The sequence below is a fragment of the Acidaminococcus hominis genome, from assembly GCF_900291475.1.
GTDB lineage: Bacteria > Bacillota > Negativicutes > Acidaminococcales > Acidaminococcaceae > Acidaminococcus > Acidaminococcus hominis.
Genome location: NZ_OLMM01000001.1, coordinates 58,653 through 82,850, shown reverse-complemented (window position 1 = coordinate 82,850; position 24,198 = coordinate 58,653). Strand labels below are relative to the sequence as shown.

The window sequence follows — 24,198 nt, the reverse complement described above, 5'->3', positions numbered from 1 at the left end:
CTTACTGGTTGTCCTCATTCTTGCCCCGGACAATGATGTTGATGGGGGTGCCTCTGAAGCCAAAGGCTTCCCGCAGCTTGTTTTCCAGATACCGCTGGTAGGAGAAGTGCATAATCTCCGGTTCGTTGCAGAAAATCACGAAGGTAGGCGGTTTGACCTTCACCTGAGTGGTATACAAAATCTTCAGGCGCTTGCCCTTTTCCTGGGGTGGCTGGTTCATCGCCACAGCGTCGGTAATCACCTGGTTCAGGACGGAAGTGGAAATTCTCATGCTGTTGGCTTCGGCAGCGTCCTTGATCATTTCCGGCAGCCGGGAAATCCGCTGCTGGGTCAGGGCCGACACGAAAGCAATGTTGGCATAGGGCATGAAAATCAGTTCCTTGTAGACCTTATCGGTAAATTCCACCGTGGAATTGTTGCCCTTGTTGGGGTACAGGTCCCACTTGTTTACCACGATGACAATGCCTTTGCCGGCTTCGTGGGCATAGCCTGCAATCTTCTTATCCTGTTCGGTAATGCCTTCCACGGCGCTGAGCACCATGAGCACTACGTCGGACCGGTCCACGGCCCGGAGGGTACGGATAATGCTGTATTTTTCGATGGGTTCATCGATTTTGCCCTTCCGGCGCATACCAGCGGTATCAATGAACAGATAGGTCTGGCCATCTTTCATCACCGGTACGTCAATGGCGTCCCGGGTGGTGCCGGCCACGTCACTGACAATGGACCGGGTCTGGCCAATAATATCGTTAAAGATGGAAGATTTGCCTACATTAGGGCGGCCGATAATGGCAACCTTGATTACATCGTCGTTATCGTCGTCATCATCCGAGGCAGGGGGGAACTTCTCTACCACCGCATCCAGCAAATCGCCCAGGTTCAGGCGGTTGGAAGCGGAAATCATGTAAGGTTCACCAATGCCCAGATTATAGAATTCGTAGGCATCGTTTTCCTGTTTGGGGGTATCAGCCTTGTTTACAGCCAGTACCACCGGTTTCCGGGATTGGCGCAGCATCTTGGCCACTTCCTCGTCATCGATGGTAATGCCGGTACGGGCATCGCAGACAAACAAGATGACGTCTGCTTCCTTAATGGCAATTTCTGCCTGCTGCCGGATGGAAACCGCGATGGAGTCGGTATTCTGCATTTCGATACCGCCCGTATCCACCATGGTGAACTTCCGGTCCAGCCATTCTGCATCTGCGTACAGACGGTCCCGGGTAACCCCGGGGGTATCTTCCACAATGGAAATCCGGCTATCTGCAAATATATTAAACAGCGTTGATTTGCCGACATTGGGTCTGCCGACAATGGCAACTATGGGTTTACTCATTTAAATTCCTCTTTCGCTTATATTCTCCGGTTCATCCTGGGATAACCAGCGGAGGGCCTCTGCCAGTTCACCCGTTACATAGTAACGGACCTGCCGGAGCTGGCCTATCTGCTCACAGCCTGTCAGGGCATAAAAGTCCTTCAGTGCCTCCAGGCACTGTTTCATCCGGGTAATGGCGGCTTCTGTACCGTCTTCCACTACCCACTTCAGCACATTTCCGGCCATGCCTACCGCATTGGCGCCCAAAAGCTGTGCCTTCAGGATATCCAGGGCCGAACGGATACCGCCCGACGCAATGATGCCCTGCTGCCAGCCTCTCACGCCCACCACTTCCGCAAGGGAAACCGCGGTGGGAATGCCCCACTCCGCCAGTTCCCGGTTGCCTTCCGGATAGCGGCAGCCTTCAATGGCAGGAAAATTGGTACCGCCGGCGCCCCCAATATCTAATAGGGTGACCCCGCAGTCCAGCAGTTCCTGAGCCTGCTCCCGGGCCATACCGCAGCCCGTTTCCTTGGCAATGACGGGTACTTCCACCTTCTGGCAGATTTGGGCAATATGCTCACTCCACCGGCTAAAGTCCCGGTCCCCCTCCTCCATGGCCAGCTCCTGGGCTGGATTCAGGTGGATTTGCAGCCCCTGGGCCTCAATCATAGCCACTGCCCGCCGTGCTTCGTCCACGGTGGCCAGGGCACTGATATTGGCAAACAGGATGCCCTTGGGGTAAAGCTTGCGAACCACAGAAAAAGTATCGTCATGCAGCTGGGACCTTACCGCCCCATATTGGGACCCCACAGCCATAGCACACCCAGTCTCCCGGCCCACCAGCGCCAGTTGCTCGTTGATGGCTTTCACCGGACCGGCTCCGCCTGTTATAGCATTGAGAATCACAGGGTTGGATAACGGCCCAACCCCGGGCAAAGCCGTGACAAGGCTTACCTTATCACGATTCACCCGGGGCAGACAGTTATGCATGACCCGTATATCAGAAAAGCCGGTGGCGCAAGGACCATCCTCGAGGCTTACTGCATACCTGATATGATCTAGTTTACGACTCTCCCGGCTTTTCATCTAGTACGAACTCCTCTTATTTTTCAGCTTCGGCTTCAGCCAGCTTTTCGCCCAGGCCTTGGGACAGAGTGCCCTTCTTGCCCAGGTATTGACGCATTTCAGCTTTTTCAGCGTCTTCTTTGGCTTTGGTGATGCTCAAAGCAATTTTCTTATGTTCGGTGTCAACACGCAGCACCTTTACTTTAACTTCCTGGCCCAGTTCCAGAACATCTTCCGGTTTTTCAATGCGCTGTTCAGCGATTTCGGAGATGTGGATCATGCCTTCGTTTTCTTCGTTCAGTTTAACGATTGCGCCGAAGGGCAGGAACCGTACCACTTTACCGGTTACAACATCGCCAACTTTGATGTCTTTGGCAGCAGCTTCCCAGGGGTCTTCCTGCAGAGCTTTGATGGACAGGCTGATACGGCCTTTTTCCTGATCCAAGCCTTTGATGTAAACGTTTACCTTGTCGCCAACTTTGTACAGGTCAGCCGGTTTCACGCTGCGGTCCCAGGAGATTTCGGAGATGTGTACCAGGCCCTGTACGAACGGAGCGATTTCCACAAACATACCGAAGTCAACAATGCTCTTAATGGTACCTTCCACCGTTTCGCCTTCATGGAAGGTTTCGAAAGCTTTTTCCAAAGCTTCATGGCGTTCTTCTTCACGACGAGCGCGTTCTTCCTTGTAAGCCTGGTTCTTGGCAGCCCGTTCTTCTCTCAGGACGTTCTTGCGGGAGAATACCAGACGTTTCTTTTCAGGGTTGATTTCCAGCAGGGCAACTTCCAGTTCCTTGCCTTCATATTCCTTCACATCATCCACATGTTTCAGGTCCAGGTGGGATGCAGGGATAAAGCCAGTCAAACCATTATAGGAAACAGTCAAACCGCCCTTTACTGCTCTCAGGCCTTTGACCGTAACAGTCTTTACTTCTGCCAATTGTTCCGGCAGTTTCAGCCAAGCTTGATCAGCTTCAGCTTTGGTTCTGGACAGAACAACCAAACCATCTTGGTTTTCGCTGGCAATAACCTTCAGGGTCACTTTGTCGCCAACTTTAACGGTGGGGGCTACGGTTTCCTTGGTACCGCCCAAAGTCCATTGGTCGAAGGCCACAGACCCTTCACTTTGATAGCCGAAGTCAACGACGACTTCATCGGAAGTTACAGCTACCACCGTAGCTTCCACAATCATGCCAATGTGTAATTTCATGCTCTCCTGTTCGCCCAACAAACTTTCCATTGTTTCCATAGTTCCAATAGCCTCCTCAATAATTTCCTGCGGTGTAGATGCACCAGCAGTAATGCCTATTTTTCCTGCTCCGGCCAGCATGGATGCAGTAATCTCACTGGCGTCCTGTAAGTGATAAGAACGGGGATTCAGACTTGCAGCAATGTCGTACAGATGTCTGGTGTTGGCGCTGTTCTTGCCGCCAAACACGAAGAATACGTCAACCTTGCCTGCCAGTTCCCGTGCAGCGCCTTGTCTGTCTGCTGTGGCAGTACAGATGGTGCGCACCACTTTGTAGTCTCCCGGGCATTTCTCTTGAGCCATACGAAGCAGAAGGTTAAACTTCTCAGCTTCAAAAGTTGTCTGGCTGACTACCCCATACTTATCTTTTACAGGAAGAGATACCAGGTCATCAGAAGTTTCGATGACCAGGGAATCCTGCCCTGCCCAAGCCTTAATACTTTGCACCTCAGGATGACGCTTTTCCCCAATGATAATCACAAAACGACCTTCACTGGCCAGTTCGGCAGCCGTTTTTTGTGCTTTCAGCACATGAGGACAAGTGGCATCGACGACGTGTAATCCACGCTGTTGGGCCTCCGCATAAACGTCGGGCCCAACCCCATGGGATCTGAATATGACAACATCACCAGCCGAGAAATCAGCCAGCTTCTCCTTACATAGAACGCCTTGTTGCTCTAGTTTTTTTACAACGCGGGGATTATGTACCAATTCACCCAGAGTGGCAATACTATCATTATACCCTTTTATGGGGGTTTGTGCAATGTCAACCGCCCTTTTTACACCATAACAAAATCCGCAGGGGTCTGCTACATAAATTTCCATAGATTATTTTTCCCGGTGGGCTTCAATCATCGCCGCAATTTGGGCCATGAGCCGCTCACTGAGTTCCTCCACTTTTACTTTATTTCCGTCCTGGTTTTCCATGGACAACGGTTTGCCAAAAACCACGGTGACCTTGGGCCAGAAGGTTTTCCGGTGCTTCAGGTCACTGCCGATAATGGCCGTAGGCACTACCGTGGCCTTACCCTTAATGGCAATGGCCAGGGCGCCCGGAGCTGCCTTGCCCAAATGACCTTCTGGCATCCGGTGGCCTTCCGGGAAAATCCCCAGCACCTGCTTGTTCTTTAACAGCAACAGAGCGTGCTTAATGGCGTGGGAATCGGCGGCTCCCCGGTGCACAGGGAACGCTCCCAGGGAGCTGTACAGGGCCCCCAGAACGGGTACAAACAGCTCGGACTTGGCCATGAAATTCACGGGCCGGGACGAGGCCGTCCCTACCACCGGCGGATCCAACAGGCTCATATGATTGCTGGCAATCACTACCGGACCTTCCATGGGAATATTTTCCCGGCCGATAATCTTGAGCCTAAGAATAATCCGAAACAGGACGGAGAAAATTATTTTTACGAAACGGTACCACATGCTAGAACCTTCCTTGCCAAAGCGATAATTTGATCGGTTACCTGATCAATGGACAGTTGGGTGGAATCCAAGTACACCGCATCCTCTGCGCAGCGCAGAGGCGAGATTTCCCGGGTTTCATCAAGATGATCCCGCTGGGCAATCCGTTGTTTCAAATCTTCCAGGTCCACGTCCTGGCCTTTTTCCTTCATCTCCAGGTAGCGGCGGTTGGCCCGTTCCTCCACGGAAGCGGTAAGAAACACCTTCAGCTCAGCCTGGGGAAATACCACCGTGCCAATGTCCCGGCCGTCCATTACTACGCCGCCCTGGGCCCCGATTTCCCGCTGGGCTTCCACCATGGCCGCCCGGACGCCGCCAACGGCAGCCACCTGGGACACGTGCTGGGTCACTTCCAAGGAGCGGATGGCTTCCGTCACTTCTTCCCCGCTTTCAAAGACCCGGTTTAGCCCGTCTGCGAAACGAAAAGTGATTTTTACCTGTTTGGCCAGCTCTGTTACTGTTTCTTCCGAAAAAGGCAGCTGTTTGGCCAAAAACCGCAGGGTTACCGTCCGGTACATGGCACCGGTATCGATGTAGGCATAGCCCAGTTGGGCAGCCACCTTTTTGGCGATGGTGCTTTTGCCGGCGCCGGCAGGGCCGTCAATGGCAATGATGATCTTTTTCACAGAGATTCCTCTTTTCCTTGGGCGGCCTCAGTTCCTGCCACGTAGCCCGATGAAAAGGCTGCCTGCAGGTTATAGCCGCCGGTATATCCATCTACGTCCAGCACTTCACCGGCAAAATACAGGTTGGGAACCAGTTTGGAGGCGAAGGTACTGGGACTGACTTCCTTGGTATTGACCCCGCCGGCGGTGACAATGGCTTCCGCCAGGGGCCGGGTACCCGTCAGGGGCACCGTAAACTGCTTCAGGGTCTGGACCAGCCGCAGCCGTTCCTTCCGGGTAATCTGGTTCACCGGCTGCTCCGGGTTCAGGACCGCCCGGTCGATAATCACAGGAATCAGGCTCTGGGGCAGCAAATCGTCCAACCCATGCTTCAATTGTTTTCTGCTGTATTTCACAAAGTCCCGCTGGATCCGGTTGTCCAACTGTTCCGGCGTTAGTGCCGGCTTTAAATCGATGGACAGGTCCAGCAGCGCCTTAGGATTCTTTTTCCAGCATTCCGACGCCGTCCGACTCAGCGACAGGATAATGGGCCCCGATACCCCAAAATGGGTAAAGAGCATTTCCCCAAATTCCTGGGCCAGCACCTTGTCCTGTTCCAAAAGGCTGGCCCGGACGTTGCGCAGGGACAGACCCATAAGTTTCTTTACGTCCTCGTCGTCGCTCTCCAGCGGCACCAGGGCGCCGGTGGGAGGGATAATGGTATGGCCGGCCTCTTTGGCCAGGGCATAACCATCGCCGGTAGAACCGGTCCGGGGATAGGAGGCGCCGCCGGTGGTAATAATCACCGCGTCCGCCCGGTAAAGCTTGCCTTCCGTGTCCTCCACCCCAACCACCTTGCCGTTCACCAGCTTCAGCTGGGAAACTTTCTTATGGAGCAGAATCTTTCCCCCGTAGGAACGGAGGATTTTTTCCAGGGTATTCACCACATCGATGGCCTTATCGCTTTGGGGGAACACCCGGCCGCCCCGCTCTACCTTGAGTGGTAGCCCATTGCGTTCCAACAGGTCCATCATATCCTGGTTGGTAAATTTATGGAACGCCCCAAACAGGAATTTTCCGTTGCCGGGAAGCATGGCTATCATTTCCTGCATGGTGCAGGCGTTGGTAACGTTGCAGCGGCCCTTGCCGGTAATCATCAGCTTCCGGCCGGCCTGCCCCATTTTTTCCAAAAGCGTCACCTGGGCGCCTGCTGCACCGGCTGCAATGCCGGCCATCAGGCCCGCTGCCCCGGCTCCGACTATTACTACCTTGTTCATTATTTCACCAGCCTCTGCAGGGCTTCCACTTCTTCCGGTTCCAGTTCCCGGTACTCACCCTTTTTGAGCCCTTCCAGGGTAAGACTGGCAATCTGGACCCGTTTCAGCTTGTTTACCGGGAAGCCAATGAAATCGCACATCCGGCGCACCTGCCGGTTCCGGCCTTCGTGGATGGTCACGGTAAACAGCGTCAAATTCTTTTCCGGGTCATAGCCCTTCACGTACACCAGGGCCGGAGCAGTCAGCCCGTCTTCCAGGGGTACGCCCATGCGCAGGATGTCCAGCTTTTCTTCTGGAACCTTGCCCTTGACCGTGACCTCGTAGGTCTTGTTCACATGGTGGCTGGGGTGGGTCATTTTCTGGGCCAGTTCCCCATCGTTGGTCATCAGCAGCAGTCCCTCGGTCTGGTAATCCAGCCGCCCCACCGGGTACAGCCGTTCCCGTACGCCTTCCAGCATCTCAGCCACCGTCCGGCGGCCCTGGGGATCCTTCATGGTGGTCACCACGCCCCGGGGCTTGTACAGGAGAATATACCGTTTTTTCGTAGGCCGCAGGCCCTTGCCGTCAATGGTGATGAAGGCCTTGGGCCCCACCTTGGTTCCCAGTTCGGTAACGGTTTTCCCGTTGACCTGGACCCGTCCGGCCTGAATCATTTTTTCGCATTCCCGGCGGGACGCAATCCCTGCCGCAGCCATTACCTTTTGCAGTCTTTCCAGTTTCTCTTCCATTTGTTGTCCTATTCTATGCTTTCTGCTGGGGTTCTTCCCCAGCCGGGTGTTCATTTTCTTCCGGGGCGTCCTCAGAGCTCTCCAGCTCCAAGACTTCCTCCCCCTCCTCCGGGAACAGTTTCTGCTCCAGGATTTCGTCCGGAATATCCGGCAAATCGGCCAGGGTATTAAAACCGAAGGTGGTCAAAAACCGATCCGTGGTACCGTACAAAATGGGCTTGCCGATAACTTCCTTCCGGCCCACCTCGGTAATCAGCCCCAAGTCCGTCAGGGTATTTAATACCCCGTCCACCTTCACCCCCCGGATGGCTTCCATTTCACTTTTGGTCACCGGCTGCTTAAAAGCCACAATGGCCAATGTTTCCATAGCCGCCGTGGACAGCTTCTGTTCCTGCTGCTCGTAAAGGATCTGGAGCACCGGAGCCGCTTCTTCCTTGGTCACCAGCTGCCAGCCTCCGGCGGCCTTGCGCAGGGTCAGCCCCCGGTCCGCCTCCTGGTACCCATGCTGGAGCTCCTCCAGCAGGTCCGCAGTCTGGGCCTGGGTAAGGGCCAGGGCCCCTGCCATTTTTTCCAGGGAAAGGGGCTGGCCGGAAGCAAACAGCAGCGCTTCCAGTTTGCCAAGCTTATGCAGTGCCATACGCACCCTCCTCCCGTTTCGATAGGGTAATCGGCGCAAAGGGCTGATCCTGGCGGATGCAGATTTTCTGCAGCCGAAGCAGTTCCAGGATGGCCAGGAACGAGGCAATGACCTCGCTGTGGCTGGCCTTATTCTTCAGCACCTGCTGGAATGACAGTCCTTTCTGCCGATTTTCCAGCATTCCCATAATATCATCCATCTTGTCCTGCACGTGGAATTCCTGCCGGGGAATAATGGGCTGCTCCTGTTCCCGTTCCGGGAATAGGTTGGCCAGGGCCCGCAGCAGGTCCCCCAGATAGTAGCGCTTCACCTTTTGCTGCTGCCGGGGTGCCGGTGCAGGCTCCCGGCTCCAGCACAGGCTGGCCTTGTCCAGGCACTGGCGCAGCAGCACCGCCCGCTTTTTGAAGCGTCGGTATTCCACCAGCATCTCCACCAGCATGGTCCGGGGATCCTCTTCCTCTTCTTCCACGTCCTTTTCCTTGGGGAGCAGCATTCGGGACTTGATCTGCAGCAGCATAGCCGCCATCAGAAGAAACTCGCTGGCCACGTCCAGGTCATACTCCTGAAGGGTATTCAGATAGGCGATGTACTGCTCCGTAATGGAAACAATGGGAATATCGTAAATATCGATTTTATCTTTTTCAATCAGGTGGACCAACAGGTCCAAAGGACCTTGAAAATCCGCCAATTTTACCGTATAAGCTGCCATGAAGTCATTCCTTGTCTTGCCTGAACAAACTTAAAAAAAGAAGAGCAGGTTCAGGATACTGTGGCACAGACTGAGATACAGACTGGCAAGAGGGGATACAATCACTCCAATTATACCCGTAAAGCATAGGGCAATCAAGATAAGGGTGCTGTAGGGTCCCAGCAGGCTCTCATAGCGCATAGCCGTGGTAAAAGGCAGCCAGTTGCGGAGAATCTGGTACCCATCCATGGGCGGAATGGGAATCAGGTTGAAAAAAGCGAACCAGACATTGTACATCATCAGCCAATTCAAGAACAACATCACCCCGCTGCCGGGATTCATGAACCGGACCATCAAAAATTGCAGGGCCATGGCCACAAAGCACAGAAACAGGTTGCTGCCGGGGCCGGCAAAGGCCACCTTCAGCTGTCCCGAACGGGGATTGGCGTAGTACCGGGGATCGATTCGCACAGGCTTGGCCCAGCCAAAGCCCACCAAAAGCAGCATCAGGGACCCTACCAGGTCCAGATGGGCCAAAGGATTCATGGTCAGTCTGCCGTCCATTTCCGGCGTGGGATCTCCCAGGCTGGCCGACATGGCGCCGTGGGCGTATTCATGCACGGTAATGGTCAGAAGCAGGGCCGGAATCCGAAAAAGTATCGTGGCATCCATTCCTAACATAGAGGCAAATCCTTTCTTTATAGAAACAGGGCCAAAGTGCCCCTAGAGCAGATTGACCCTGTTTTTGCACATATTTTATTTGCGATGTTCCTTCAAGCCATCCCGCAGGTATTCATTCAGGATCCGTACGTACGTGCCCTTCATGCCCAGGGATTCCGTTTCCAGAACGCCGGCACTTTCGAATTTACGCAGGGCGTTGACAATGACGCTCCGGGTGATGCCGGCCTGGTCAGCAATCTTGCTGGCGACCAGCAGGCCTTCGTTGCCCGGCAGAGCTTTCAGAATTTCAGAAATGGCTTCCAGTTCGCTGTAGGACAGGTTGGAGAAGGCAATCTGTACCATGGCTTTCTTCCGGGAAGCTTCTTCAATATTCAGGGCCTTGTCGTGGAGCAGCTGCATACCAATAACCGTAGCAGCATATTCACTGAGCAGCAGGTCGGAATCTACAAATTCCTTCTTGAACTTGCCCAGAATCAAGGTACCCAGACGAACGCCGTTGCCGAAGATGGGAACTACCGTGGTGAACTTGCTTTCGAACAGGCACTTGGTGTCTTCGCTGAAGGCGCACATATTCTTCACCAGACGATAGTTGGAGGAAGTTTCCCGGATGCCTTCCAGCCATTTCACATAAGAATCAGGGAAACGGCCCACATCCAGTACTTTCTTAATCATCAGTTCGCATTCAAAACCATCCAGAATGGAGTAACCCAAAAGTTCCCCGTTGCTGGAAACGATGTAGATGTTGGCTTTGATGACGTCCTTCAGCACTTCAGCCATTTTTTTGTAGCTGACAGTCTCGGTGTTTTGTAACAATTTGTTGATCATACGTGTTTTTTCAAGTAAAGCAAGCATAATAGTCCCTCCTGTTAGGCCCGTGGATGATGTTTTTCATATTCAGCTGTCAAATGCTCCGCAGTAACGTGAGTATAGATTTGCGTAGTCGACAAGCTGGCATGTCCTAATAATTCCTGTACAGACCGCAGATCCGCCCCGTGCTCCAACAAATGGGTAGCAAAGGTGTGCCGGATAGTATGCGGGCTGACATGTTTTTGTAAGGCTGTCATTTCAACGTATTTGTCCAGGATGCGTCTGACGCTTCTGGCGGTCAGCGGCGTACCCCGGCTGTTGACAAAAAGGATGGAATGTTCACGCACCTGATATTTTTTCATCAGATGCCTGCGGCATTCTTCCAGATAATGGGTGATGGCCTGTACGCAGGGGTGTCCTAGGGGAACCAGCCTTTCTTTGTTCCCTTTCCCTAATAACAGCACATACCGGTTTCCCAGGTCAATCCGATCCAAGGTCAGTCCCACCAGTTCGGAAACCCGGCACCCAGTAGAGTACAGCGTTTCCAAGATGGCCCTGTCCCGTTTGCCCAACAAAGTTGTCACGTCCGGCATTTTCAGAAGCAGATTGATTTCAAATTCTTCCAAAAATACGGGCAGCTTTTTCTCCAGTTTGGGCGTTCGTACCTTGGCAAAAGGATTGGTCTTGATGACGCCTTCCCTCCTTAAAAACCGGTAAAAGGAGCGAAGGGCAGAAATGCGCCGGGCAATGGTCCGCCTGGCCAATTCTTCCTTGTGCATGGCGGCCAAATAGCCGCGAATGTCAAGCAGAGAAATTTGCGACCATTCAAGAACCTTGCCCTTGTCCGCCATATACTGGGCGAACTGGCAGATGTCTGCTTCATAGTTGATGATCGTAAGGGGTGAATCGTCCTTCTCCACCGTCAGGTAGTTCAGGAACTTTTTCACCAGCGGATCCTTGGACGCACTGTTCTTCATGCTAGCCTCCGAAGCAGCTCTTGAATTGTACAAATTTAAGGTATTTCTTGACAATTCATATTATCACAAACTATTCAATCATGCAAGAGATTTTAGCAAATTTTCCAGAATAGTAAGACTCCGTTGCGAAATTGCCGCATTTTTTTCTTTTTTGCCACGAATTTTCGGTCCATCCCAAGGAGCAATCAGTCCAAAATTGATGTTCATAGGCTGGAAGTGCTTCACTTCCGGGTTGCTGATGTACTGGGACAGGGCGCCAATGGCCGTTTCCTTGGGGAACACAAAGGGTTCCTTGCCCTCAATGGCCCGGGCGGCGTAAATGCCGGCAGCCAGTCCGGAAGCAGCGGATTCCACATACCCCTCCACCCCGGTCATCTGGCCGGCAAAGTACAGGTGGGGATGCTCCCTGAGGGAATAATCCGGGTTCAAAAGCAGCGGAGAGTTCAAATAGGAGTTTTTGTGCATGACCCCGTAGCGGACAAACTCTGCGTTTTCCAGGCCGGGAATCAGCCGGAACACCCGTTTTTGTTCCGGCCAGCGCAGATGGGTCTGGAACCCTACAATATTGTACAGGGTCCCTGCCCCGTTGTCCTGGCGCAGCTGCACCACGGCGTAGGGGTCCTTGCCGGTTTTGGGGTCCGGCAGACCTACGGGCTTTAAGGGGCCAAACCGCATGGTTTCTTCGCCCCGGAGAGCCATCTCCTCAATGGGCATGCAGGCCTCGAACACGTTGCCGTGTTCAAAGTCCTTGACTGCTGCCGTTTCGGCATGACACAGCTCGTTCCAGAAGTGCTGGTACTCTTCCTTGGTAAAGGGGCAGTTGTAGTAGGCCGCTTCCCCCTTGTCGTAGCGGGAGGCCTTGTACACCTTGTCCATATTCAGGGAATCCACCGTCACAATGGGGGCCGCCGCATCAAAGAAGTGGAAGTAGTCCTTTTGGACCAGCTTCTGGATTGCCTCCGACAGCTTGTCGCTGGTGAGAGGGCCGGAAGCTGTAATCACAATATCTTCCTCGGGGAAATTGTAATCCGTGATTTCTTCTTCCACCACCGTCACCAGGGGATTTTCCCGAAGGGCCTTGGTAATGGCTGCGCTGAAACCGTCCCGGTCCACCGCCAGGGCGCCTCCGGCGGGAACCTGATGGATATCCGCTTCCCGGATAATCAGGGAGTCCAGCCGGCGCATTTCTTCCTTTAACAGCCCTACGGCGTTTTCAATATTGTTGGCCCGCAGGGAATTGCTGCACACCAGCTCGCTGAAATTGGCCGTATGGTGGGCCGGGTCGGATTTCCCCGGCCGCATTTCGTGGAGGATCACCGGAATCCCCCGGCGGGTCAGCTGCCAGGTGGCTTCGCTGCCTGCCAGTCCGGCGCCTATTACATGTACGTTCATCTTAACCTCATTTCTCTGCCGTCAGGGCCTCGGCAGACGCCGTGCTCTTTCGGGTGCGGGTGGTCTTTTTGACCCCCGCTGTACTCTTTGCCGCAGCCGTTTTGGTGGTGCGCTTGGCTGTAGTTTTCTTGGCGGTGGTCTTTTTGGCCGCCGTGGTCTTCTTGGCAGTAGTTTTCTTTGCCGCCGTGGTTTTCTTTGCCGCAGTAGTTTTGGCCGTGGCCTTTACCGGGCTGGAAACCCCGGCTGCCGCTGCAATTTTGGCGGCGGACCGCTTGCGCAGCTTGAATTCGGTGCAGTTCTCATTGGAACAACTGATGATTTTCTTACCATTGCGTTCCGTATGTTCCACCAGCATGCTGCCGCACACCGGGCAGTTTTCCGGCAGGGGTTTATCCCAGGAAACAAAGTCGCAGTTGGGATAGCTTTGGCAGCCATAGAACAGCTTGCCGGTTTTGCTGTGGCGTTCGATGATTTCCCCGCCGCATTTGGGGCATTTCACTCCGGTTTTTACCACAATGGGCTTGGTATTCCGGCAGTCCGGGAAGCCCGGGCAGGCCAGGAACTTGCCGTGCCGCCCTTCCTTCACCACCATCATCCGGCCGCATTTTTCGCATTGCACGTCACTGACAATCACCGGCTGTTCCACCACGGGAATATTTTCATCGGCTACTTTCAGAGCTTTTTCGAAGGGGTCATAGAATTCCTTGAGCACGGATTCCTTGTCCCGTTTATGTTCACTGATATCATCCAGTTCTTCTTCCATGTGGGCGCTGAACTTTTCATCAATGAAATAGGAGAAGTACTGGTTCAGCATTTCCATGGTGGTCTTGCCCAGTTCCGTGGGCAAAAGGCGTTTGCCGTCCCGGACCACGTAGCCCCGGGTCTGGATGGTTTGGATAATGGGCGAATAGGTGCTGGGCCTGCCGATACCCTTTTCTTCCAGTTCCTTTACCAGGGAAGCTTCTGTAAAGTACGGAGGCGGTTCGGTAAAGTGCTGGACCGCCGGGTCCACCTGCACCAGTTCCATAGGGGTACCCTTTTCCAGGGCCGGTACCTTTTTGTCCTTTTCATCGTCCTTCCGGCCGCTAAGCACCCGGAAGCCGTCAAAGGTAATGACGGAACCAGAAGCCGTCAGTTCGTAGGGGCCGCCGGTAATGGTGAGGGTGGTCAGCTTGCTGATGCTGTTGGCCATCTGGCTGGCAATGGTCCGCTTCCAGATCAGGGTGTACAGCCGCAGCTGGTCCCTTGTCAGGTAGGGCGCCACCGATTCCGGCGTCCGGGCCGCGCTGGTGGGCCGAATGGCCTCGTGGGCTTCCTGGGCGTTTTTCTTGCTGCTGTAGTGGTTGGGCGTCTTGGGCAGGTATTTATCCCCATAGTTCTGACCCACATAGTCCCGGATTTCCGCCACTGCCGTATCGGCCAGATGCACGGAGTCCGTTCTCATGTAGGTAATAAGACCTACTGGGCCGCCCTTTTGGCCTACGTCCAGGCCTTCGTACAGCTGCTGGGCCACCATCATGGTGCGCTTGGTGGTAAAGCTCAGCTGTTTTACCGCTTCCTGCTGGAGGGAGCTGGTGGTAAAGGGAGCCGCCGGCCGCTGCTGCCGGTCTTTCACGGCGCAGTCCTTCACTGCGTAGGAAACCTGCTGGAGTTCTTCGGTAATGGCGTTGGCTTCTTCCTGGTTATGGATTTCCAGCTTTTCGCCGTTTTTCTTTTTCACGTCCGCATGGATTTTCGGTGGCTTGCCGTTGGGCTCCAGGGTTACGGAGCTGGTCCAGTATTCCTGGGGCTCAAATTCGTCGATTTCCTTTTGCCGGTCGCAAATAATCTTGACGGCTACGGACTGGACACGGCCGGCGCTGAGGCCCTTGCGGATTTTCCGCCACAAGAGAGGGCTCAGCTGGTAGCCTACGATCCGGTCCAGAATCCGACGGGTCTGCTGGGCGTCCACCTTGTCCATGTCGATATTTTGGGGATCCTTCAGGGCATCTTTGATGGCCTGAGGGGTAATTTCATGGAAAGAAATCCGGCATTTGTCCTGGGGTCCTACCCCCAAAAGATAGCCCAAATGCCAGGCAATGGCTTCCCCTTCACGGTCCGGGTCAGTTGCCAGATAAATTTTGTCGGCCTTTTTGGCCAAGGTCCGCAGTTCCTTGATCAGGGGACCCTTGCCCCGGATGTTGATGTACTTGGGGGTGAAGTCATGCTCCACATCTACCCCAAACTGGCTTTTGGGCAGATCCCGCAAGTGGCCCATGGAGGCCCGGACGGTGTAATTCTTGCCCAAGAATTTTTGAATGATGTTCGACTTCGTAGGAGACTCTACGATGACCAGATTTTTTGTCACTCTCTTCTCCTCCTAAACTACAAGCATATAACGATTTCCCGGGCCCTGCCGCACAGCCCCGCTGATTTCCAGCTGGAGCAGTACGGAACTCAGTTCGGCCAGGGACCAGGAAAAATGTTCTGCCAGCTGTTCCATGGACTGGCTGCCTGCCTCCTGGAGCCAGGAAAAAACCTGCTGGGCCTGCGGCACTTGCGCAGACGGCAGCTGATCAAATAGCGAAAGTTCTGTTTCTTTTTTGGCAGGGACCGCACACTGGGGAAACGCTTCCTGGAGCAGCTGCTCCGGCCCATCCACCAGCAGCGCCCCGTCCCGAATCAGCTGATGGGTACCCTTGCTGGTGGCCGAGTGGATCAGCCCGGGAATGGCATACACGTCCCGGTTTTCCTCGGCGGCCAGCCGGGCGGTAATCATGGCCCCGCTTTTCAGGGCAGCCTCCACCACCAGCACCCCGCTGCACAGCCCTACCACAAGCCGGTTGCGCAGGGGAAACTGTTTCTGCAAAGGCTCCACCCAGGGCGCGTATTCGGTAACCAGAGCCCCGTGCTGGGCAATCTGCCCAAACAGCCGGGAATGGGCCGCCGGATACAGATGCTGAAAGCCGCCGGCCAAAACGGCCACCGTGCAGCCGCCTCCGTCCAGGGCACCCTGGTGGGCTGCGGCGTCAATGCCGAAGGCACCCCCGGAAACCACCGTTACCCCCTGCCCTGCCAAATAGCGGGCAAAGCTCCGGGCATTTTCCAGCCCGTAGGCCGTGGCTTTCCGGGAACCCACCACCCCCAGGGTACGTTTCCAGGAAGGAAAGGTTCCCTTCCGGTAGAGCACCGCCGGAGGACTGGAAAGCTCCCGAAGGCCCGGAGGATACTCCTCCGAATACTCGGTCACCACAGCCACCTGATGGGTTTCACAGTAGTCGTAGATTTGTTCCGGCAGGTCGCCTTGATACATTTCTTCGTAGTAGGAAAGCAGGCCTTCCTTCAAAAGCCCCGAGGCCTTCAGGTCCCTGCTGCCTGCACGAAAGGCGGCCTTGGCGGAGCCAAAATAACTGACCAGCTCCCGCACACGGTTGGGAGCCTGGTAGCCCAAAAGGTCGGCCAAGGCGGCATAGTAATAGCGTTCCATGTTCCCACATCCCTTGTTGAAAATAAGCTGAGTACATTAGTACATATAATTGAAGATAACACAATACAGAAAGAATGTCCAATCCCTGCCCGGCATACCTTGCCCCGTTTCAGGTCCTGGACCACAGCTTTATGGGGTTGCGGAAAACTTTTAGCAGGAAAATTACCTGAAAGTTTCAGAAAGGTAAATTGCAAGTTGAATTTGAACAACTATAATCAAGAAACACACTCAATAGCATAAACTTCATCGAGGAATGCATCAAATAGCTCTGACGGCGTATGGTAGCCCAAAACACGACGTGGGCGCTGGTTCAGCGTATCTGCCATGTTCAGGATATCCTCATCAGAGAACCGCTCTANAACACACTCAATAGCATAAACTTCATCGAGGAATGCATCAAATAGCTCTGACGGCGTATGGTAGCCCAAAACACGACGTGGGCGCTGGTTCAGCGTATCTGCCATGTTCAGGATATCCTCATCAGAGAACCGCTCTACGGACATGCCCTTTGGGATGAAATCCCTCAGCAAGCCATTGTGGCGTTCGTTTTGAGCCCGTTCCCACGAGCTGTACGAATGTGTAAAGTACATCTTGGTGCCGAGACTCTCGAACTGTGACAAGTTCTCAAACTCAGGACCGTTATCGGCCGTCATCGTCTTAAAAATCTGGCTGAAGCGCTCTGCGCCATATAGCTCCTGCAACTGTGCAAGAGCGGATTCAACGCCGGCACAGGTACGTCCAGGAATGCGGATGGCGATGTAGTTGCGCGTAACCTTTTCAACAGCAGTGAAGACTACTGCCTCACGGCCTGCACGCTGACCAACGACCGTGTCCACTTCCCAGTGGCCAATTTCGGTACCTTCATTGACGACGGCAGGACGTTCCTCAATGGAGCGACCCTTCATACGCTTGTTCTTACGTACCCATTTCCGACGGTGTTTATGCTTTAAGGCTCGCGGGACTTCGAAGAGCGACAGCGGAAGCTTATTAGCCCAAAGCATGTTGTAAAGCGTCTTGGTACAGGGAATCTGTTCCGGCGTAAATAGCTTGTTCCGCCTAGCATAGCCAACGCAGGCATCCAGTGACCAACGTTCCTGGCGGACTTGTTCTACCATCCATTGGATGAACGATTCGCAGTCGTCATGATCGATTTTGCAAGTCTTCCTGGAGTTCTTGCGATTCTTTGCGTATGCCTTCTGACCGCGCTTTGCCATATACTGTGGGGCACGACCGTGCTTGCTTTTTCGTTCCGGCGTTCCACGCCGAAGCTCATAGAAAACAGTCGTATGAGCACATCCTACTGCAGCAGCAATGTTGCGAAGGGAAAGCCCTTGACGATGCAGAGCTTGAATCATACCACGTTCTTCCAAAGAAAGATGGCGGCCGGGGATACGTACGTCCTCCATTGTGTTAGAATGGATGTGATCCATCGTGATTGCTCCTTTGTTGATGATTTCTCGCAAAACCATTTTAGCATGAGGCTTCACTATGGATTTTTATTTTTTGATTAACTGTTCAAGTTCATTTTACAACTGACCAAAGTTTCAGAAATATTGAAACTGTAGCATAGTATACATGGACTCCGGGGAAAAAATCAAGTGTCAGATTAAAATCTTCTTCAAAAATGTTCTGATTGGGCAAATTCACAAGAAATATTATCACATTTGAAGCATATTTTAAAAAATAACCAATTCCGGAAATATTTCCCGATTATCCAGTATTTTACCGTTTTTACAAAAATCACAATGCAGGTTCCTCCAAAAAATTCACAACTTTTTTGGCCTGCACAGGGGGCAGGGACTTGTAATCTTTCCCAAATCCCGTATAATTTAGTAATACCGTCAAATAACGCTCTTATTATGGTAAATCGGTAAATCACCTTCCATTACAATATGCTGTCCCAGGAAACCCTTCCTGCCGCAGCCCAAAGGAGAATCCCCATGCCTGCATCTTTAAATGAAACCCCTTCCGGGGAACGCGTCCATATTGGCCTGTTCGGCTGCCGCAACGCCGGCAAGTCCTCCCTGATCAACGCCCTGACCGGCCAGGACTTGGCCATTGTTTCCGACTTTAAGGGCACCACCACGGACCCGGTGTCCAAAGCCATGGAAATCCTGCCCCTGGGCCCCGTGCTGCTCACGGACACCCCGGGGATGGACGACGACAGCGACCTGGGCCAGTCCCGGATTGAAAAAGCCCGGCTGGTGCTGCGCAGCACCGATGTGGCCCTCTTGGTGGTGGACGCCGCCCAGGGCCTGAATCCCTTTGACCAGAAACTGCTCACCGAAATCCAGGCTCGGAAAATTCCCTATATCGTAGTCTTCAACAAAATTGACCTGGCCCCGAGTTTTGCCCTGCCCCAGGACCTGCAAACCGTGGCCCTGGCCGTCAGCGCCCAAGAGAAGCTCCATATTACGGAGCTGAAGGAACGGCTGGCCGCCTTGGCCGGCAAAACGGAACACAAGCGCCCCCTGATTCTTGACCTGCTCCAGCCCGGGGACCTGACCGTACTGGTAGTGCCTGTGGACGGCTCCGCCCCCAAAGGCCGGCTGATTCTGCCCCAGCAGCAAACCATCCGGGAACTCTTGGACGGCCACTGCACCGCCCTGGTTACCCAGCCGGAAGAACTCCCCAGCCTCCTGAAAGCCCTGGGCAGCACCGTTAAACTGGTGGTCACCGACAGCCAGGTCTTCCATATCGTCAACAAAATGGTGCCCCCAGAAATCCCCCTGACCTCCTTCTCCATCCTGTTTGCCCGCTACAAGGGCCAGCTGGGCCCCTTCATTGAAGGCGCCGTAGAGCTGGGGAAACTGAAAGACGGGGACAAGGTGCTGATTTCGGAAGGCTGCACCCACCACCGCCAGTGCAACGACATTGGCGCCGTGAAAATGCCCAACTGGATTCGCAAATTCTCCGGGGCCCAGCCGGAATTCATCTTCTCCAGCGGCAAAAGCTTCCCGGACCTGCTCCAGGAAGTCCAGCTGGTGGTCCACTGCGGCGGCTGCATGCTGAACCCCCAGGAAGTGGCCTATCGGCAGCAAACTGCCCGGGAGCAGCACGTGCCCATGACCAACTACGGCATTGCCATTGCCTATATGAACGGCATCCTGCCCCGGGTCCTGGCCCCCTTCCCCCAGTACCTGGAAAAAATCCAATAGTACAGCAAAGACGGTGTTTCAGAACTATCTGAAGCACCGTCTTTTGATTTGCCGCAGGCCCTGCACCCAACAGCCCTGCCTGTTTATTTTTGAAAGTTTTTGGCCCAAAGCTTGCCAAAGCTTCTCTGCTCGGATTCGTCAATGCCCCGGTGTCCGTGGACCTGGCACTGGTCCAGGGCACCTTCCAGCTGGGCAAATTCGCTGTCCGTCAGCTCCACATTCCAGGCCCCCAGGTTTTCCAAAATCCTCTCCTGGTTCTTGGACCCGGGAATGGGCACCACATTGGGATATTTGTGGAGCATCCACGCCAGGGAAATCTGGGCGGGAGTGGCGTCCTTTGCCTTGGCAAACTGGTTCAGAATATCCAGAATCGGCTGGTTGGCCAAAAGGTTTTCCTTGGACAGCTGGGGCACAAACTTCCGCACATCATCTCCCTGAAACTGGGTCTTTGCCGTCACCTTGCCGGACAAAAAGCCGCTGGCAATGGGCGAAAAAGGCACCACCCCAATATGGTGCTTCAGGGTATAAGGGAAGATTTCCTTCTCGCAGTCCCGTTCCAGAATATTGTACAGGTTCTGCACCGCGGACAGGGGCGTTACCTGGTGGGCTGCAGCCACCGTTACCGCCGGCACCTGGGACAGCCCCCAGCCCCGAATCAGCCCCTGGTCAATGAGCTGCCCCAGCACCCGGGCAATTTCTTCCACCGGGAACCGTTCGTTGATCCGGTGCAGATAGTACAGGTCCACATAGTCCGTGCGCAGCCGCTTCAGGGAAGCGTCCAAATGCAGCCGAATGGTATTGTAAAGGCTCCCCTGGAGCTCCTCCGTTTCCCCCAGGTGGAACTTGGTGGCCAGGACAATGTCCTTTCGAAACGGTTCCACCGCCTCCCCTACGATTTCTTCGTTGTGGCCGGGGTAGTACAGCTCCTTACCGTAGCTTTCCGCCGTATCAAAAAAGGTGCAGCCAAAAGCATAAGCCTTCTGGATGGCAGCAATGCTGTAGCTGCGCTCCGGGATTTGGCCGTAGCCATGGGAAAAGCCCATGCACCCCATGCCAATGGGAGATACCTCCAGATTGCCCAATTTTCGTTTCTCCATAGGTGTTTCTCTTTTCTTACTTTGTCCAAAGCCCCCGGTTCCAACCAGGACCCAGGGGCTTTTCTTTCTATTATACCCAAACAACCGTTATAGGCCCAGGCTGTAGACCCAGTCCTGAACGTCTTTGGCAGCCACATTGGAGGGGAAGCGTTTCCCTTCCAGCCAGGTGCCGGTACCGGCCAGCTGCTGCAATTGGGTGCCGCTTTCTCCCATTCCTGATTCCACAGAAGTAGCAAAGGGAATCACCGTTTTACCGGAAAAAGCGTTGGCTTTCACAAAGCCTTTTACTGGCCAGGCCGCCAAATGCCACCAAATCGGATAGCCGATAAAGACCGTGCTGTACGTATCCCAATTGGCCGGTTTGGCATTGGTAAGCGCCACCTGCTCCTGAAGGCTGGGATTATCGTGTTCCTTTACCACCCGGCTGCTTTTATCCCGGTAGTTCAGGTCCGCTTCCGTATAGGGCTGGACCGGCTGGAGTTCCCACAAGTCCCCGTGAACCGCTTCCGCAATGGTCTTGGCCACAGAACGGGTATGCCCGGTACCGGAGAAATACACTACCAGCACCTTGCCGCCCTTCTTCACGCTGGGGGCAGCGCTTTCCGTTTTGGCCCCAGACGCCGTCGGTTTCTGCGATTCCCCTGAGCCGCAGGCAGCAGCCCCCAGAGCCAGAAGCAGCGCCGTAAACAGTACAATAATTTTTTTCATGCTATTCTCCTTTTAGCGGACAAAATTGGTAAATACCTGGGGTTCCTGCTGCGGCAGAGCCACTCCCGCCTCGTCCGCCGCTTCCCGGCATTTTAGGAAATAAGCCATATTCCGGCCCAGCGTCCGCATGGTCTGCAAGCCCTCGGCGTCCTGGAGTACATCTTCCGGGGTCTGGCCGTGGACCATATTCCAATACTGGCTGGAAATAATGGGCATCTGCATCAGCCCAAAGTACTTGTTCAATTGATCATAGGTAGCAGTGGTACCGGCCCTGCGGGCAGAAATCACCGCCGCTGCTGGTTTCAGATAAAAAGGTTTGTTTTCCCGGCGTGCCCCGGCATAAAAAGCCCTGTCCAGAAAGGACGTAATGGCGCCGCCAGCTGCTGCCCAATGGACGGGTGTGCCAAACAGGAAGCCATCGGCCCCTGCGGCCTTGTCCAAAAACGTATTTACTCCGTCACCGTCAAATACACAGCTATGCAAGGTGTTGCATTTGTGACAAGCAATGCAGCCATGAAGGGGGCCATTGCCAATCCAGAAGAATTCCGTTTCCACGCCCTCTGTGTTTAGGGTTTTGGCCGCTTCCTTTAGCGCCGTATAGGTGCAGCCCTTTTGATGGGGACTGCCGTTTACCAATAATACCTTCATTTTTTGTTCCTCCTGTTTTGGCTTTCCGCCAGCTTATTTTTTTGCAGCCACTGTACCATGACCTGGGCCACCTTTTGGTTATTCAGGTCGGCAAAGGCAAAGTGGGTGTTGCCCCGAAGCCCCAGTTCCGGCAGGGAAATGATTTCCGCCCGGCCGCCATTTTGGTTAACCAGCGTCGCCCATTTTTCGGCCAGGTTCTTCCGCACCCGCCAGTTGTCCATGCCCCAGTTGGCCACCGGCTTGTCCCCACTGGGGATATTGTCCCCAAAGACCACGGCAATGGGCAGCTTTGTCAGTTTTAGAAATTCCGCCCTGGGCACCGCATACCCGGCAGCCGGGAAGGGACTGGTAGTTTTTTCCACCGCCGGCACTTGCCCTTCCGGGAAGGGGAAGGTTCCCGGCTCAAAGGAGATTACGCCCTTCACTAGTGGGCTCTCCATAGCCGTGTCCCACCCTGGGCCGCCGCCCTGGGAATGGGTGACCAGCACCGAAGGCCCCGCCTTGGCCACCACTGCCGCAAGGGCAGAACTGATTACCTTGGCATCAAAAGCGCCCGTATTGGGGGTCATCTGATAAAAGAACTGCTCCTCCGCTTCCTTGTCCCGGGGAACCGCCGCATTGGCGTAGGGCTTTGGATACACCCCTATGCGAAAGGTGTTGTACCACAGCTGGTCCTGGGGCTGGGCAGAAAGGGCCATAGGCACCGTGGACTGGCCGGCTTTGCCCCGCCGGGGCTGGTCCACCACATAGGTCTTGTAGCCCCGTTCCAAAAAGATATTTTGGAAGCCGTCCCGGCCATCCGGCGTGGTTTCCCAGGTTTTGCCGGACTGCCCAGCGCCGTGCAGGAACACCAGGGCATTTTTCTGGGCCTTCACTGGAATCTGGTAAAAGGCGTAGGCTGCATCCCCGTGGAGGGTATTTCCAGCCCGGCTTTGGAGCTCACCGGTATAGGTGCCCGGAGCCGTTTTTACCGTACCGCCGGCAAAAAAGCTGCCCTGGTCCTGGAGCAGTACCGGATGGCTAAAGGCAAAACCCGTACTGGCAGAAGCCCACAGGGCCGCCGCACAAAATAAAGGTAAATATTTCGCTTTCATTGTTTTACCTCCCCTTCTTTTCTTATATTCCCAGTATAGTAAAAGCGAGGCTTCCGGAGAAGTCTCGCTTGGTTTACTGCTATTAACTTTTAGTTTCTACTATCCTAGGGCTGTAACCCATTGCCAGCCTCCTCTATTTGGTCCAAAGCCTCCAGGAATTCCCGTACCCCCTTGGAAGGTCTGGGGCTGTAGAGAATGCCATAGGGAATGGTGTAGTCCCAGTCCACCGGCAGGGTTTTCAAAAGGGGATGGACGCTGCTCCAGGGGTCAATGGTCACCAGCACTGCCTGCTCCGCTACGCAGCGGTTGAAGATTTTCATATCGTAAAAGGGAAAATCTACCAGTTCAATGGCCGGGTGGTGCTCCGTGAGCTCCCGTCTCAGGTCATCAAAGACCGTGCTGTTCCTGCGCAGCACGTAGAGCCGCTGGCCGTACAAAGCTTCCAGGGTCAGCCGCTTCTTGGCTGCCAAAGGATGGGTACTGGCCACAGCGCAGCGCAGGGGTTCCCAGGTCAGCTGCCGAAACCGGGTTTTGCTGTACAGCGCCTGCTGGCCCTGGTCCGAATACCCGGCCACCAGGTCAATGTCCTGGCCCAGATTTTCCAGGATATGCACTGCATTTTCCGGCGTATTTTCAAAAGGTACCAGCTGAACCTGGAGCTTGGGGTTTAGCTGGTGAACCTTGGGCCAGAGCTTTAGGAGGAACTGGGAAGGGGTCATGGGCGAAGTCCCCAGCCGCAGCAAATATTCCCGCTGCTCCTCCGCCAGCCGGGCCCGTGCCACCGCTTCCTGGGCATAGTCCAGCAGGCGGCTGGCATCCCGCTCCAGGGACGCACCCGCTTCCGTCAGCCTAAGACCCCTGTGGGTCCGGATAAAAAGCCTGAGCCCCAGCTGCCCTTCCAGCAGGTTAATCTGCTTTTGGACGGCAGGGGGCGAGATTTTCAGTTCTTCCGCCGCCTTATTAAAGCTTCCGGCCCGGGCCACCGCCGCAAAAGTGACAAGCGCTGAACTAATCAGCATACGCCCCTCCTCCTTTCTTCTGGACAGGAGCTTCCCCGCCCAGCATTTCCTACTATTATACCATGGCAGCCTATACCCTGGCAGCCCTGCCCCATGTTCACTTTTCTTCCGCCTTATGCAAAG

The 24,198-nt window shown here is 54.5% G+C and carries 21 protein-coding genes and 1 pseudogene; 1 reads left to right on the top strand and 21 read right to left on the bottom strand.

From position 1 onward, the window contains the following. Position 1: 1 nt before the first annotated feature. From der to C7E10_RS00285, 16 genes and pseudogenes are all read right to left on the bottom strand, one after another. A complete protein-coding gene (der, locus tag C7E10_RS00360) occupies positions 2 to 1,333 on the bottom strand; it encodes a ribosome biogenesis GTPase Der (RefSeq protein WP_105325417.1) in 1,332 nt (443 codons plus the stop codon). Further along, positions 1,334 to 2,401, bottom strand: a complete 1,068-nt coding sequence (gene fni, locus C7E10_RS00355; RefSeq protein ID WP_105325416.1) for a type 2 isopentenyl-diphosphate Delta-isomerase — start codon at positions 2,399 to 2,401, stop codon at positions 1,334 to 1,336. Between the two features lie 16 nt (positions 2,402 to 2,417). Beyond that, positions 2,418 to 4,454, bottom strand: coding sequence for a bifunctional 4-hydroxy-3-methylbut-2-enyl diphosphate reductase/30S ribosomal protein S1 (locus tag C7E10_RS00350; protein WP_105325415.1), 2,037 nt, complete (start codon positions 4,452 to 4,454; stop codon positions 2,418 to 2,420). A 3-nt stretch (positions 4,455 to 4,457) separates the two neighbouring features. Then, positions 4,458 to 5,054: a lysophospholipid acyltransferase family protein gene (locus C7E10_RS00345; protein ID WP_105325414.1), complete on the bottom strand. Its 597-nt coding sequence runs from the start codon at positions 5,052 to 5,054 to the stop codon at positions 4,458 to 4,460. Next, positions 5,036 to 5,719, bottom strand: a complete 684-nt coding sequence (gene cmk / locus C7E10_RS00340) for a (d)CMP kinase (protein WP_199614655.1) — start codon at positions 5,717 to 5,719, stop codon at positions 5,036 to 5,038. The genes C7E10_RS00345 and cmk overlap by 19 nt, the downstream gene beginning before the upstream one ends. Continuing rightward, positions 5,716 to 6,975 carry a BaiN/RdsA family NAD(P)/FAD-dependent oxidoreductase gene (locus tag C7E10_RS00335; RefSeq protein ID WP_105325412.1) on the bottom strand — a complete coding sequence of 420 codons (1,260 nt, stop codon included), beginning with the start codon at positions 6,973 to 6,975 and terminating at the stop codon, positions 5,716 to 5,718. The genes cmk and C7E10_RS00335 overlap by 4 nt, the downstream gene beginning before the upstream one ends. Continuing rightward, the gene (locus tag C7E10_RS00330) at positions 6,975 to 7,703 is read right to left on the bottom strand and encodes a pseudouridine synthase (protein ID WP_105325411.1); all 729 of its coding nucleotides are present in this window, start codon (positions 7,701 to 7,703) and stop codon (positions 6,975 to 6,977) included. The genes C7E10_RS00335 and C7E10_RS00330 overlap by 1 nt, the downstream gene beginning before the upstream one ends. Positions 7,704 to 7,716: 13 nt before the next feature. Continuing rightward, the gene (scpB, locus tag C7E10_RS00325) at positions 7,717 to 8,340 is read right to left on the bottom strand and encodes an SMC-Scp complex subunit ScpB (protein WP_105325410.1); all 624 of its coding nucleotides are present in this window, start codon (positions 8,338 to 8,340) and stop codon (positions 7,717 to 7,719) included. Then, entirely contained in the window at positions 8,327 to 9,049 is a 723-nt protein-coding gene (locus C7E10_RS00320) for a segregation and condensation protein A (protein WP_105325409.1), read from the bottom strand. Before C7E10_RS00320 ends, scpB begins: the two co-directional genes overlap by 14 nt. A gap of 30 nt (positions 9,050 to 9,079) precedes the next feature. Next, positions 9,080 to 9,709 carry a site-2 protease family protein gene (locus tag C7E10_RS00315; protein WP_105325408.1) on the bottom strand — a complete coding sequence of 210 codons (630 nt, stop codon included), beginning with the start codon at positions 9,707 to 9,709 and terminating at the stop codon, positions 9,080 to 9,082. 75 nt (positions 9,710 to 9,784) lie between these two features. Then, complete coding sequence (gene codY / locus C7E10_RS00310; protein ID WP_105325407.1) at positions 9,785 to 10,561, bottom strand: GTP-sensing pleiotropic transcriptional regulator CodY; 777 nt, start codon at positions 10,559 to 10,561, stop codon at positions 9,785 to 9,787. Positions 10,562 to 10,575: 14 nt separating this feature from the next. Next, positions 10,576 to 11,493 (bottom strand): tyrosine recombinase XerC, encoded by a 918-nt coding sequence (gene xerC / locus C7E10_RS00305; protein WP_105325406.1) that lies wholly within the window; start codon positions 11,491 to 11,493, stop codon positions 10,576 to 10,578. 78 nt (positions 11,494 to 11,571) lie between these two features. After that, positions 11,572 to 12,885 carry a methylenetetrahydrofolate--tRNA-(uracil(54)-C(5))-methyltransferase (FADH(2)-oxidizing) TrmFO gene (gene trmFO / locus C7E10_RS00300; protein ID WP_105325405.1) on the bottom strand — a complete coding sequence of 438 codons (1,314 nt, stop codon included), beginning with the start codon at positions 12,883 to 12,885 and terminating at the stop codon, positions 11,572 to 11,574. 7 nt (positions 12,886 to 12,892) lie between these two features. Continuing rightward, a complete protein-coding gene (gene topA, locus C7E10_RS00295) occupies positions 12,893 to 15,232 on the bottom strand; it encodes a type I DNA topoisomerase (RefSeq protein ID WP_105325404.1) in 2,340 nt (779 codons plus the stop codon). A gap of 12 nt (positions 15,233 to 15,244) precedes the next feature. After that, a complete protein-coding gene (gene dprA, locus C7E10_RS00290) occupies positions 15,245 to 16,351 on the bottom strand; it encodes a DNA-processing protein DprA (RefSeq protein ID WP_105325403.1) in 1,107 nt (368 codons plus the stop codon). Between the two features lie 368 nt (positions 16,352 to 16,719). Beyond that, a pseudogene (locus C7E10_RS00285) lies at positions 16,720 to 17,781 on the bottom strand (IS30 family transposase); the annotation flags it as partial. 510 nt (positions 17,782 to 18,291) lie between these two features. On the opposite strand from C7E10_RS00285, the gene hydF reads away from it, so the two are divergent. Continuing rightward, positions 18,292 to 19,509, top strand: a complete 1,218-nt coding sequence (gene hydF, locus C7E10_RS00280; RefSeq protein WP_105325402.1) for a [FeFe] hydrogenase H-cluster maturation GTPase HydF — start codon at positions 18,292 to 18,294, stop codon at positions 19,507 to 19,509. 83 nt (positions 19,510 to 19,592) lie between these two features. Here hydF and C7E10_RS00275 read toward each other — a convergent pair whose 3' ends face one another. The 5 genes from C7E10_RS00275 to C7E10_RS00255 all read right to left on the bottom strand — a co-directional run bounded on the left by C7E10_RS00275 (position 19,593) and on the right by C7E10_RS00255 (position 24,075). Then, positions 19,593 to 20,606 (bottom strand): aldo/keto reductase, encoded by a 1,014-nt coding sequence (locus C7E10_RS00275; RefSeq protein WP_105325401.1) that lies wholly within the window; start codon positions 20,604 to 20,606, stop codon positions 19,593 to 19,595. An 87-nt stretch (positions 20,607 to 20,693) separates the two neighbouring features. Further along, positions 20,694 to 21,314, bottom strand: a complete 621-nt coding sequence (locus tag C7E10_RS00270; RefSeq protein ID WP_105325400.1) for a flavodoxin — start codon at positions 21,312 to 21,314, stop codon at positions 20,694 to 20,696. Between the two features lie 12 nt (positions 21,315 to 21,326). Then, the gene (locus C7E10_RS00265) at positions 21,327 to 21,962 is read right to left on the bottom strand and encodes a flavodoxin family protein (protein ID WP_105325399.1); all 636 of its coding nucleotides are present in this window, start codon (positions 21,960 to 21,962) and stop codon (positions 21,327 to 21,329) included. Beyond that, entirely contained in the window at positions 21,959 to 23,056 is a 1,098-nt protein-coding gene (locus C7E10_RS00260; RefSeq protein ID WP_105325398.1) for an alpha/beta hydrolase, read from the bottom strand. The genes C7E10_RS00265 and C7E10_RS00260 overlap by 4 nt, the downstream gene beginning before the upstream one ends. Before the next feature lie 104 nt (positions 23,057 to 23,160). Beyond that, positions 23,161 to 24,075, bottom strand: a complete 915-nt coding sequence (locus C7E10_RS00255; protein WP_199614657.1) for a LysR family transcriptional regulator — start codon at positions 24,073 to 24,075, stop codon at positions 23,161 to 23,163. Between the last annotated feature and the right edge of the window lie 123 nt (positions 24,076 to 24,198).